Origin of the sequence: Paenibacillus sp. PL2-23 (genome assembly GCF_040834005.1) — a bacterium.
Lineage (GTDB): Bacteria > Bacillota > Bacilli > Paenibacillales > Paenibacillaceae > Pristimantibacillus.
Window position 1 is genome coordinate 5,193,171 of sequence record NZ_CP162129.1, and the last position, 12,402, is coordinate 5,205,572.

Consider the following 12,402-nt stretch of genomic DNA (forward strand, 5'->3'; position numbering starts at 1 on the left):
GAGCCTTGGAACCGGATGACGTACGATCGGGACGCAAATAGTTGGTTTGTCCAGCTAGGAGAGAACGCTTATCCTGTTTACTGCGGTGAATGTTTTGAAATTCGCATTGGGGATCGCGGCATCCCATGTCGACTCGAGCTTGACCGTTATTGGTACGTGATCATGAGAGAAACCCGATTTAACTTAAGAAACAAAGACATTTACCACATTCGATTCGTTTAGCAGAAATGGGAAAGCCGTAATACTCTCGGCTTTCCCATTCATTGAGTCTCTATGGACATGATTACGATCAGACCTTGGACAACTAACGTGATCATTTTCTGGACATTATGGATCAGCAGTAACAATGATGTATTCGCTCACCCTCTAAATTATAAAACTTATCTTGTGTCTCAAAATCGTCGAAAAAGCCATAATCGACGTTTAATTCTTTAATAGTAACAGGCTGATTCCCCACCGTTTCGAAATAACCTTTTAACCAACCTTGAAAATTCACTACTGTTGGTGGAAATAACATTTCGCAAGCCTCAAGGTTGGCAGGTATTTTCTTTTCTTGAGAAAAGCAGTTATACACGTAAATCAGATTCATACCTTGAAAGTTTAAATTCTTCCCTTGGATATTCGTTCTAATAACTTTACCAAAATAATAGTGGTTCTTCTTTGGTTGAATAACGAATACATCACCTTCTACAGGCTGCTTTCGTGACTTCTTCATGGCAATCAGTTCCGTAAACTCATTTGACATACGTAGATTCTCCTCATTTGTGTTTTATTTGCGCCCCCTAATAAAGCCTTCAGCCCATGTCCTTGTTGTCATTCTAATATTGTTTCTGTAAATAGATATGCTGTTTACTTTATTCTGAAGTTGACCGCCGTTCTTTTGCATGCCATAGTAATCAATGTTATACTGCTCCAATCCCCTTGCTTGCCATTTGGTAAAATAATCACCTCCATATGCAACCCTTATATCATCGAATCGCTCACCATGTTCTCTTTTTCTTCTGTTGAAATCATTAGTGATGCCTACGTAAACAATTTGATTATTGTTGTATCCGTAATAAACTTGATAATTCGCTGTACCACTCAGCAGTGAGCCACAGAATCCATATTATGTGTCCATATTTTTAGATTGGAAACAAAATAAGTGTGGTCGTTTTTAACCCTGAAATTATAAACTGAACGATGTTCTTTTTTAACTTCAATGTCTTGAATATTCAGTTCAACATCTTCATTTGTAACTAGTCGTTCACCTATTTGAAGGTCTTTTACTTTGACCCATCCTTTCCCGACAATCCAGAAAGGATGTTCCGCAGTAGTGGTTATGACTTCACCATTTACTGTGATGTTGTATATTTCTTCAACTGTTTTACGGAATAGCAACTCTACTTCCTGATAAGATACGTTTCCTGACTTATCGTTTTTGGCGAGCACCTTATCTCCTATTTGAATTTCTTCAATAGGTTTCTCGCCCTCGTCGGTGAGTACAGTTGTACCCGCAGTAAAGCAATTACACTGAATTAATCCAACTGGTGTGACGGCATAATTACTTGAAGTACCATCAACAGTATATTGAATTTTTCCCGTCCCTGTAAACTTAGCCTCACCGTCAAAACAATCCACGTAAGAACAAACGCTATTTCGAATTTCATCGTTGCCTTGCTCTAATTTCTTTTGCATTGCTTTTTGCTTGGCTACACAGGCACTATCATCACAGTATTTCTGAATATATCGTTGAATCTCCCACCACATATTGGAATTATTTGCGAGTTGCGGGTTGTTAATTAACCCGTCAACTCCGCTAAATGAATCGACATAACAACCAGCATCTTTTCCAGCAACACACATTCCACTTGGATCAGTATACTTCAACGGATTATTATGTACATACCCATAAAGATTCTGACTCTGAGGATTCCACAGATCCCCCTTATACGTATCCTCACTAATAAACCGTCCGATCTCCGGCTGGTAGTACCGTGCTCTTGCATACGTCAGCCCGCTGGAATAATCATACCCCAGCCCCGTGTAGCCGAACAGGTTGTCTGGGCCCGACCAGTTCAGATCGGTCTTCTTGCTGTCCAGCATCACACCGAATTCGTCATAGTGATACCGCGCAGAGACGCGTCCGTCCTTCTCTGCAAGGCCGATGACGCTGCCCAGGGCATCGTGCATGTACCAAAGCGTCTTGGGCTGTACGCCCGGCTCCGCTCCGCCTGCGCCAGGGGCTGGCTCCCAGCCATTGTTGGCGTCATACGCCGGCAGGTACGTCATGCTTAGGCGTTCGCCGCCTGCCCCATAAACATAGGTTTCCTTCCACTTCGTTGGATCTGCTTCGGTTACTTGAAGCGGCTCCGGCAGCGCCAGGCTCACGTCATTGGTGAAGTTCAGCTCCCAATGCTGCTTCTTGTGCTGCTTCTCCCAGCCGTCGCGTGGTCCCCCTGGGTGCATGTCCGGATATTCCTCGTCGGTATAACCGCATTTCTTCGCTAGCCCCGGTGGAATGAAGCCCGGCGGCACTACATGGCAATTGGCCGAGCCATTGCCATTACCTCGACAACCCCTATGCTGAATCAATTTTCCGAACGTGCAAGTACCGCCCTAAGCTTGAATTTCGGAATGGGTCTACGTTTACTTAACCAATCCGTTAAGACGTATCGACACGTCAACGCCTCTGACAATATTTTATGCAAATAGAAAACCACATGGAGTTGTTACACTCGCATGTGGTATATGAATTATCGCTAATTAAAACCGACAAAAATGTTATGAATGATTTTTTTTGATAAGTTAAAACTCCACTATCACCAGTATGCAACTTCTCATAATCACTATATTTCGGAACCTTTAATTCAACATCTGAACCTTCAATTTCAAATGTAACATAATACTCCTTGATATGCAGGCCCTCCTTATGGATTCTTAGTAACACCAATACCACCAGAAAATCCGAATTATAACACCATTCTACCAAAGATTAGGGCACTTTTTTATATTTTCATGACTTATGCAGTTCGCGAGATTAACTGGTAATTGTGAGAATCTATGCTTGAATAAACCGGCCACCAGGTCATATAGAGATGGGGTGGCCAGTAAGCCGAAATAAGACTTGCAAAGCGCCGCGCTTCTATGTCAAAATCGATATAGATTCGTTCAGACCCTTTGTGGTTTCTGCGACGAACCTGACAACGAGTGTGGAAGAGGCCGCGTACCATTTCGCCGTGGGTGCAGCTTTCGTCACTCGTTTTTTCTTTGTTTACCTGCCATAAGGCATAAGCCAGAAGTGTCTCTGTGGTGAACAACAACTCCATATGCGCATGCTGGTGCGCTTCGGATGTAGAATGGCAAGATTCAAAGCCAAGTTCTTGCTTGGCCGTCCGGAAAAATACTTCAATACGCCAGCGTTTCCCATAGACCTCAAGCGCTTGTTTAGGAACATCATGGCGGTTGCTAATGATCAAATAGGCGCCCTTGTAGGTGGCAAGGGAATCTTGGCCCTCCTCGGCTGCTGCGGCCGATTCTTCATCTTCTTTCAAACGAGTGGCGACAACAGCGGCAATCGGAACAAAACGATGTTTCACAGTCGGTTGCCCTTTTCGCCCTGTGGCGGGATAGGGCAGTTTCATATAAATATCAGCTAGTGCGATGGCCGTCAGACCGGAGGATCCTTTGGCCACAAGGGATTTGTACGTCTCTTTAATCAATTGGCGTGCCGATACGGGAATAAACCTGTCGCGTCGGCCCGGCTCCTTCACGATTCGGAACAAAGCCGTGTTCCGTTTCGCTTTGGTTACCCAATCAAACTTATTCTCCATGAGGAATACAAAAAAATCTTTGCATAAATACCAACGATCCATGGCAATCCATAAGCGACACGAGACATGCTCTCTCAGCATCAGTAGCATTTGTTTGGCCAAATCAAGCTTGGAGAGTCCGTGCTCGCCTTCTTCCACCTTACGCCACATGCTGTAGTAGAGCGGATATTCAAGGCCATTTTGCAGCACGGCTTGCAATACAACCACATTCATACACCAGCTATAAGCTTTTGTAGAAGAGTCCTTGAGCCAACAAAGGAATGGCAGGCATTTAGCAAACGGATGATTGCTATGGGTATCATCTAAATTAATAATGTCGCCCTCGCGTAATTGCATATCCTCGTCTCGCTGAAGACGCTCGACGCGTTTCTTTCCGAAGGTACGCCAAGCAAAGGGTGAGGTAAACAGTCGGCTTAGCGTATACTGCGCCAATTTAAAAGGTTTAAACATTTCGCGAAGCACGGCATCCTTTTCGGCTAAACTCGCCATTTGCGATACCGCGGTGCAGCCGGAAGTTAATCCGATCACGTAGAGAAAACACAGCATCCATGCGGGTGTGCCGTTGCGTTTGGAGATACCCGATTGCGAGAGAAGAAATGAAAAATCGAATTTGTCCCACAGCGTACGTAAAATGGGAGCTCCTCCGCATTCGCTGAGCGGAAGATGACGAAAACGTGGTTTTTCAAGGTTTGGCTTCAAAAAAATCACCCAAAATCCTCTAAGATATACCCGTAAGAAAAGGTATCCTTCGCGATTATTGGGTCGATTTTGGTTTGTCAAGTGTTTTTGCGAAATTCCCTGTACTAGTTTGCTTTTTCTAGTATTTGGAGCGAACTGTATAAGTCATGATATTTTTATGAGGCTTTACTTTCGTAATTCAGGTTCAATCAAATAAGAAACGAAGGTTCAACTGAAAATGATTTAATATTGTTATTTACTAAAATCCTATAAAGTTTTTGGGATATTATAATTTCTTTCCCCCCCATAAACTTCCCTTGATATATGCTACCGAACCAGTTTTCGGTGTAACAAATATCCTGCCTACCCCAATCGGGTTTATTAAAATAAAGCAGTCCTTTTCTTAGAAATTTATTATTAAACCCACACTCCTTGCACATATCTCCTCTCTCCAGTTGAGTAGGGTCTATTACTTGACCAATGCCTACCTCTATCTCAACCTTGTAGAATCCCTGAATTTGCTTACTAGGCGATTTTAAGCTATTTACTGGAACATATTTCAACCCTTGTATTCCTTCTTGTTCCAACACTGTTTTCAGTTTATTTGATACAAATATTTCTGAATTTGGTGGGTTAGATATAGATAAATCATATTTTTTTAAGAATTTCTCATTCGCTAACACATGATTTCTATGCAATTTCCTTACTCTGTTTTTGCATTTATTACATTCATAGTAAAGAGATTCACTTGAATGGGAGTCATCAGCATCTCCGTTTATAATTAATCGTAAAATCTCAGAATCTTCTTTATCTTTCTTAGTAAAAGAATACTCTCGTCTAAATACGAAGTGGAATACCTCATTCTGAACAAGAACATTAATAAAATCATTATAATCTGCTGTACCAGAATTAAAACAAAATACAATCATCTTTCCATGGTTTTTATCTACAGTATTATAACTATAATAATTCTTCCAATTTTCCAACAAATATTCGAACTCTTGCAATACATGTATCCACAGTTTTTCCTTCATATAAAAAGTCAACCCCATTTGATATTTTGTACTCCCTCTACTTCATGGAGTTGTCAAAAAAAGTGCAGTTTGAAAACACCCTCATACAGAAATCCCGTGACTAAGCTGCCTGTGACAGCATTTTTTCGCGATAAATAGCGGGGGGCCAGCCCCCTGGATTAGTGGGTGTAAATCCGCTGTCTGTTGTAATAGACCATGATGTATCTGAAAATGGCCGATTTCATATAGGCCATCGGGTAGCGCTCCGTGTTGATCTAGTACAGCTTCTCTTTCTTTAGCGCAGCAAAAAAGCTTTCCATCCTAGCGTTGTCATAGCAACGCCCTGTACCGCTCATGCTCTGAACGGCATCTCGTTTAGCTATACACTCTCGGAATGCATATCTTGTGAATTGACTGCCTCGATCACTGTGATAAATCATTCCGCGAGCATTCTTTACTTTAGAGGCGTTCTCAAAGGCCTGGATGCAGAGCTCCTTGCGCATATTGTCGTCCATGGCGAGGCCCACGATCTCGCCATTGAAACAATCCAGTACCGCGGACAGATATAGCTTGCTGTCTGAACAAGGGATTTCGGTGGTATCCGATAGCCACTTTTGGTTGGGGGCTGAGGCTCTGAAGTCTCTCTGGATCAGGTTCTCACTCTTTTGAGCTGCGGCATCCTCGCGTGTAATGCCGTTTGGATGACGCTTGCTTTCTTCAACAATCCATGCTTCCTTCATGATGCGATAGACCGTGCTGTAGCTGGTCTTGATATCTATTTGTGACAGCGTAAAGATGTAAGCATAGAGCTGGTATGCCCTTACCGCTTCCGGTCTTTTGCGAAAAAACCGAGTGCATCCTTGAGAATTTCATTCGCGCGGCGCAGCTCGATTATTTTTTTCTAACTCGATTTCACGGGCAGTCTTATCGGCAGATGCATAAGCACTTCCGCTCCCGATATGTGCTCCATCGCCGTGCAAGGCTCTTCGCTTTCTCCAATCCTGTAAGGTGTGGTAGGCTACGCTACGCCTAACTGCTCGGCGGCTTTCTTTGGGCCAATCTCATCGCTCAATCTTACTGCTTGTTCTTTGAATACTTTGTCGTATCAATTCATTGCCTCTCGTTCCCTCGTCTGATTTCATTTTATTTCATATGAGGGGGTTTTTCGACTGCATTTTTATTGTAGCACTCCATCGGGACATTGCGTTTGATTGTGACGGAGATAAAAAAATAGATTGCCCGCGTTCATTCGGCACTGGGTGGGGGTAAAAGAAAGACCTTGAGGATTTCCGCCCCCAAGGTCAAGGTGTTTAATCACCTGCGACATGTACAGCTTGAACATTAGCATCACTTAAAGATTGAACCAATCTATCTAAGGAAGAATGATGCACGGAGTCAATAAATGTACGTATTTGTTTCAAATCTTCCACAAAGCATGAGAGTTCAGATTGATTAAGTCGAACATTAGTCTTGTAATAATCTTTAACTTTCCTTAAATACATATAACTCCTCCAATTTGATGTGCCCGTAAATATAGCATCATGTAAACTATTGGGTATTTCTAATAGCCCTATTCTGACTTTTTTCTCATCAAATAATACAATATCCAGCCCCATAGTCCCTCCTAAATATACTTTTAAACTAAATTTTGTCATTTCCAATCGGCTTGTGGGAATGCAGTTACAAGGTTTCCATCCTTATCTACAACGACTCTAACCTTGTACAAATTATTCCCATTTGCATCAACGTCCATGACTTTATTGAATTCTTTTTCATAAACAAATCTGTCTCCATCCATAGATACTCTGTCGGGGTTTAAAATTGCGTCTCTACTGTAGGTACGCCAATAGCCACCTGTTACAGTCCACTTACTTTTATGCTCCCAACCTGACTTGCTACCAATATGTCTATCCTCGACATGCTTTACCCCGTCACCAGAAGTCTTTCACCTTAAAGTTGTAGACTGTCTTGTGTTCCTTCTTAACCTCAATCTTCTCAATGGCTAATTCCTTACCATCAGAGGTTGTCAGAACATCGTCCACCTTAAGATGCTGTGCTTCCACCCAACCTTTGCCGACGATCCAAAACGGATGCTCATCGGTAGTCGTTATGACTTCGCCGCCAACAGTAATATTATACGTTTCCTCAACATCACGTTGATAGAGCCATTCGACTTCCTTGTATGCCACTTCTCCAGTCTCATCAGACTTAGCAAGAACCTTATCCCCTACCTCGATTTCCTCGATAGGTTTCTCCCCTTCGTCTGTTAAAACCTTCGTACCTGCTGTAAAACAATTGCAATCTAATAACCCCTTGACATCTAGTTTCTTAGCCAATTTAGGTGCCGCTTTAATAATAAGTTTTAATGCTGCCGTGCTTCCTCCCACCATGGTTAGGATTTCGCCCATTTCTTGCCCGTAACGACGAACCTCTTTATCTGTGGGGTTACCTGTAAATATAGGTATTGTATTTTTTGAGAAATAATTAATTTTATCCTTTGCCGAACTCCCTAGAGCTGAGACTAAGTCCTGCAGACCGATTTTCCCATTATATATGGCTTGACCAAACTGGTAGAGGCCAACATAGGTTTCCCAAGACAGGAACTCCTCTACAGTCCCTTTAAGGGTGTCATAAACTCCTAGTGCCAAATCGTCCCACTGGTTCCAAGCTATATGTCCAGATGGATCAACATAAAGCATTGGATTATTATGCACATACGAATACCCATTCTGACTCTGCGGATTCCACAGATCCCCCTTATACGTATCCTCACTAATAAACCGTCCGATCTCCGGCTGGTAGTACCGCGCTCTTGCATACGTCAGCCCGCTGGAATAATCATACCCCAGCCCCGTGTAGCCGAACAGGTTGTCTGGGCCCGACCAGTTCAGATCGGTCTTCTTGCTGTCCAGCATCACACCGAATTCGTCATAGTGATACCGCGCAGAGACGCGTCCGTCCTTCTCTGCAAGGCCGATGACGCTGCCCAGGGCATCGTGCATGTACCAAAGCGTCTTGGGCTGTACGCCCGGCTCCGCTCCGCCTGCGCCAAGGGCTGGCTCCCAGCCATTGTTGGCGTCATACGCCGGCAGGTACGTCATGCTTAAGCGTTCGCCGCCTGCCCCATAAACATAGGTTTCCTTCCACTTCGTTGGATCTGCTTCGGTTACTTGAAGCGGCTCCGGCAGCGCCAGACTCACGTCATTGGTGAAATTCAGCTCCCAATGCTTCTTCTTGTGCTGTTTCTCCCAGCCGTCGCGTGGTCCCCCTGGATGCATGTCCGGATATTCCTCGTCGGTATAACCGCATTTTTTCGCTAGCCCCGGTGGAATGAAGCCCGGCGGCACTACATGGCAATTGGCCGAGCCATTGCCATTACCTCGACAACCCCTATGCTGAATCAATTTTCCGAACGTGCAAGTACCGCCCTAAGCTTGGATTTCGGAATGGGTCTACGTTTACTTAACCAATCCGTTAAGACGTATCGACACGTCAACGCCTCTGACAATATTTTATGCAAATAGAAAACCACATGGAGTTGTTACGCTCGCATTTGGTTTAAGAATTATCGCTAATTAAAACCGACAAAAATGTTATGAATGATTTTTTTTGATAAGTTAAAACTCCACTATCACCAGCATGCAACTTCTCGTAATCACTATACCTGAATCCGTGACAGCTTAGGTCCCCTACCTCCTAGGCAGTCCGTATTTTGGAAAACAGGCGTAGAAGATTGTGTATCTTACAACATTCCCATCTTCGGATTCAAACAAGAAGCGCTTTTCACAGGAAGCAAGGCATGCGAAATAAACCTCCTTTTTTACAGGGGGGAGGCGACTGGTGGCTGTGCTTGCGTTTCATTCACAATAATCAGGCAAATGCCTGGTAGATTCGACGAACGGTTTGGAACCATGGACTGTAACGGCCGAAATTGAAGGACGTTTGTCGGGCATGGCGGCTGACTCTAGCTGCGATGTAGATGATGTTCTGAATGACAGTTCGGATACGACGGCGCCCGACGCCTCCACGAATCGGTGCATCATCTTGACGTAAGCTTTCTTGTCCCATGATGCGAAGCAGGTTATAGGCGAATACGCCAGCGTGCAGGACTAGCTCATTCGTATCGAACTTGCCTGCCGGCAATCGCTCCAAATCTAGATCGGTCTTAAGCTCACTATGAAATTGCTCGCTTGTGCCATGATCGCGATAAAGCTCAATGACACGCCATGGCGAGCAAGTCAGAGATGTCCAGTAAACGTTCACTTCCACATCTGGAAACATGAGCACCTGCCCATCCCGATCGATCGTACGCACGATGACTTGGAACACTTGACGCAGGTTACAATCGAAGTCTTTCTGTGGAAATGTAATCGCGCCGATGTAGGTGGTCTTCCCAGGGCGTTGCTCACAAGATATCCCTTTGTCTTCGGCTACTCGCAGCCAGCTTTCTTTGGAAGCGCCGCGAAGATTGACTTTAATGATGTAGTCAACATCTTTCTCCGCGTGGCAAACTTGCAAGTTTTCAAGACTATCGTGAGCAGAATCCATACGGACGAGTAGACGATCACTTGTAATGCGACGAGCGTAATGAATCGTTTCCCGAAGGAAATCAGCACCATCTTTCTGGCTGTGTGTACTACCTTCACGCAATTGAAGATTTACGCCATACCCTTCTCGGCCCAAATAGGCAAAGATGGGGGCATATCCAAATGTTCCTTTGTACGTGAGGGAGACACCTTCTTTTTTCGTGCCGGAGTTATCGAACGGCGAAACGTCAATGTCCAGCGGTATGACCGTATGCTCGCCTGCGTCAAGTCCAGTTACCGGGGCATTGAGGTTTCGGATGAGGTCGGCAGATTCCTGCAACAGAATGTCATTCCAATTGGCATCTATTGTTTGTGCAGCGGCATCCAGTCGCTGACGGAGCGTAGGGCTTGAAGGCACTTTGCGAATACCCAGGCATGTTTGAAACACCGTATCTTTGCGAAAAGGCTCGATGTGGTCGAAATCGCTTTTACCTTGGCAGAGCAGACCAAGATAGCTTTTCATGACTTCGCCGTTCCCGTGGATCGGATTCTCCATTCCTTTAACGGCTGAGCGATTAAGACGCTGAGACAACTGTGTATGGGAAAGCAGCGCACCGACCGCAGCCAAGCCTGCATGCGTTGTTAAGAGGATTTCCTTAGATTGGGTGAATTGGATCTTCATATTCAGCACCTCGTTGGTGAAAGTAGATAATAAGCGATTATCTTTAATTTTCGACTTCAGAGATGCATTTTCCTTTAAATATCTCGGTTTTTATAAACTTTGTATCACGGATTCAGGACTATATTTCGGAACCTTTAATTTAACATCTGAACCTTCAATTTCAAATGTAACATAATACTCCTTGATTAAAGGTGAATTCACTGAGTTTTTCCACTCATCAATTCTCTTTTTTCTTACAATGGCATTCGAAGAAATAAAAGGCTTGTTCTTATCTAATCGGTTCAAACGCCATACTATAAAACAAATTAATACAATAACTAAAAATACAACAATCGGTATAATAACCTCTAACAATGCAGACCCTCCTTTTGGATTCTTAGTAACACCAATACCACCAGAAAATCCAAACTCTAATGCGACTTTAAATCGAACTACTCCGTTTTGATAAGAAACTTTAGCCGCAGTACCCACAGCGCCCCCAACTTCGACTACAGTAAAGTATCCAGTATCTAATACAGGCGTATATACTCCAATTATAACATCCGCTAAAGTGGCATCCGCTCCGATAAAACATTTACCTGAGTTGTAATCACAGCTTACTCCTACTTCTGCCACACCAGCCGAGAATTCATTAATTTAACACCCCCAGCGTATGCCTTATATTCCATCTTAGTACCGATAAAATCGCCATCGAATTCAAACTTTGCATCAAAAGAATTAGTATCCTGATATGGATCAAAAGTAATAATACTAGGCGTGACATTAGGACCTGGATTTCTAATATCAGGCTTTTCAGTTGCATTCCATGCATTAAATTTTATTTCATACCTCTGATATGAAACAGCAGCAGCAGAGCTCCCTACCTTCCCTTTGAGAATACCATTTTCCACGATAGGCTGACCGTTATCAGGAAACCAATAAGATGTCTCCGGATTGTTACATATACCTTCATGAGCCCAAGCACCATCAGCTGATACGCAATAATTACCAGAGGGATCAGTATAGATTAACGGATTATTATGCACATACGTAAATTGGTTCTGACTCTGCGGATTCCACAGATCCCCCTTATACGTATCCTCACTAATAAACCGTCCGATCTCCGGCTGGTAGTACCGCGCTCTTGCATACGTCAGCCCGCTGGAATAATCATACCCCAGCCCCGTGTAGCCGAACAGGTTGTCTGGGCCCGACCAGTTCAGATCGGTCTTCTTGCTGTCCAGCATCACACCGAATTCGTCATAGTGATACCGCGCAGAGACGCGTCCGTCCTTCTCTGCAAGGCCGATGACGCTGCCCAGGGCATCGTGCATGTACCAAAGCGTCTTGGGCTGTACGCCCGGCTCCGCTCCGCCTGCGCCAGGGGCTGGCTCCCAGCCATTGTTGGCGTCATACGCCGGCAGGTACGTCATGCTTAGGCGTTCGCCGCCTGCCCCATAAACATAGGTTTCCTTCCACTTCGTTGGATCTGCTTCGGTTACTTGAAGCGGCTCCGGCAGCGCCAGGCTCACGTCATTGGTGAAGTTCAGCTCCCAATGCTGCTTCTTGTGCTGCTTCTCCCAGCCGTCGCGTGGTCCCCCTGGGTGCATGTCCGGATATTCCTCGTCGGTATAACCGCATTTCTTCGCTAGCCCCAACAAAAAAGAAACCTTGAAAGGCACGAAGCCAATCAAGGTTCAATCAACTGAATT

The 12,402-nt window shown here is 44.4% G+C and carries 12 protein-coding genes; 1 reads left to right on the plus strand and 11 read right to left on the minus strand.

The window, feature by feature from the left end:
• Nucleotides 1-15 precede the first annotated feature (15 nt).
• Nucleotides 16-222, plus strand: a complete 207-nt coding sequence (locus tag AB1S56_RS23045) for a DUF5348 domain-containing protein (protein WP_367903469.1) — start codon at nucleotides 16-18, stop codon at nucleotides 220-222.
• A 112-nt stretch (nucleotides 223-334) separates the two neighbouring features.
• On the opposite strand, the gene AB1S56_RS23050 is transcribed toward AB1S56_RS23045, so the two are convergent.
• The 11 genes from AB1S56_RS23050 to AB1S56_RS23100 form a co-directional block, all read right to left on the minus strand.
• Nucleotides 335-745: an immunity 26/phosphotriesterase HocA family protein gene (locus AB1S56_RS23050; protein WP_340873806.1), complete on the minus strand. Its 411-nt coding sequence runs from the start codon at nucleotides 743-745 to the stop codon at nucleotides 335-337.
• A 338-nt stretch (nucleotides 746-1,083) separates the two neighbouring features.
• On the minus strand, nucleotides 1,084-2,574 hold the full coding sequence (locus AB1S56_RS23055) for a polymorphic toxin-type HINT domain-containing protein (protein WP_367903398.1): 1,491 nt from the start codon (nucleotides 2,572-2,574) through the stop codon (nucleotides 1,084-1,086).
• An 88-nt stretch (nucleotides 2,575-2,662) separates the two neighbouring features.
• Entirely contained in the window at nucleotides 2,663-2,938 is a 276-nt protein-coding gene (locus AB1S56_RS23060; RefSeq protein WP_367903399.1) for a DUF2500 family protein, read from the minus strand.
• Between the two features lie 64 nt (nucleotides 2,939-3,002).
• Nucleotides 3,003-4,520 (minus strand): transposase, encoded by a 1,518-nt coding sequence (locus AB1S56_RS23065; protein WP_367903400.1) that lies wholly within the window; start codon nucleotides 4,518-4,520, stop codon nucleotides 3,003-3,005.
• Nucleotides 4,521-4,699: 179 nt separating this feature from the next.
• Nucleotides 4,700-5,524 carry a hypothetical protein gene (locus tag AB1S56_RS23070; RefSeq protein ID WP_340873774.1) on the minus strand — a complete coding sequence of 275 codons (825 nt, stop codon included), beginning with the start codon at nucleotides 5,522-5,524 and terminating at the stop codon, nucleotides 4,700-4,702.
• Nucleotides 5,525-5,778: 254 nt separating this feature from the next.
• Complete coding sequence (locus AB1S56_RS23075; RefSeq protein WP_367903477.1) at nucleotides 5,779-6,300, minus strand: IS3 family transposase; 522 nt, start codon at nucleotides 6,298-6,300, stop codon at nucleotides 5,779-5,781.
• Between the two features lie 513 nt (nucleotides 6,301-6,813).
• Nucleotides 6,814-7,119: a hypothetical protein gene (locus AB1S56_RS23080; RefSeq protein WP_340873771.1), complete on the minus strand. Its 306-nt coding sequence runs from the start codon at nucleotides 7,117-7,119 to the stop codon at nucleotides 6,814-6,816.
• Nucleotides 7,120-7,434: 315 nt separating this feature from the next.
• Nucleotides 7,435-8,781: a polymorphic toxin-type HINT domain-containing protein gene (locus tag AB1S56_RS23085; protein WP_367903401.1), complete on the minus strand. Its 1,347-nt coding sequence runs from the start codon at nucleotides 8,779-8,781 to the stop codon at nucleotides 7,435-7,437.
• A 592-nt stretch (nucleotides 8,782-9,373) separates the two neighbouring features.
• Nucleotides 9,374-10,711: an IS1380 family transposase gene (locus AB1S56_RS23090; protein ID WP_340873812.1), complete on the minus strand. Its 1,338-nt coding sequence runs from the start codon at nucleotides 10,709-10,711 to the stop codon at nucleotides 9,374-9,376.
• Between the two features lie 90 nt (nucleotides 10,712-10,801).
• Entirely contained in the window at nucleotides 10,802-11,326 is a 525-nt protein-coding gene (locus AB1S56_RS23095; protein WP_340873828.1) for a hypothetical protein, read from the minus strand.
• Nucleotides 11,314-12,348, minus strand: coding sequence for an RHS repeat domain-containing protein (locus AB1S56_RS23100; protein ID WP_367903402.1), 1,035 nt, complete (start codon nucleotides 12,346-12,348; stop codon nucleotides 11,314-11,316). Before AB1S56_RS23100 ends, AB1S56_RS23095 begins: the two co-directional genes overlap by 13 nt.
• Nucleotides 12,349-12,402 lie beyond the last annotated feature (54 nt).

What these genes read in the sequence shown, in the direction of transcription:
- AB1S56_RS23045 (WP_367903469.1), top strand. Translation starts at nt 16, where the DNA reads ATGACGTACGATCGGGACGCAAATAGTTGGTTTGTCCAGCTAGGAGAG.
- AB1S56_RS23050 (WP_340873806.1), bottom strand. Translation starts at nt 745, where the DNA reads ATGTCAAATGAGTTTACGGAACTGATTGCCATGAAGAAGTCACGAAAG.
- AB1S56_RS23070 (WP_340873774.1), bottom strand. Translation starts at nt 5,524, where the DNA reads ATGAAGGAAAAACTGTGGATACATGTATTGCAAGAGTTCGAATATTTG.
- AB1S56_RS23080 (WP_340873771.1), bottom strand. Translation starts at nt 7,119, where the DNA reads ATGGGGCTGGATATTGTATTATTTGATGAGAAAAAAGTCAGAATAGGG.
- AB1S56_RS23085 (WP_367903401.1), bottom strand. Translation starts at nt 8,781, where the DNA reads ATGCATCCAGGGGGACCACGCGACGGCTGGGAGAAACAGCACAAGAAG.
- AB1S56_RS23090 (WP_340873812.1), bottom strand. Translation starts at nt 10,711, where the DNA reads ATGAAGATCCAATTCACCCAATCTAAGGAAATCCTCTTAACAACGCAT.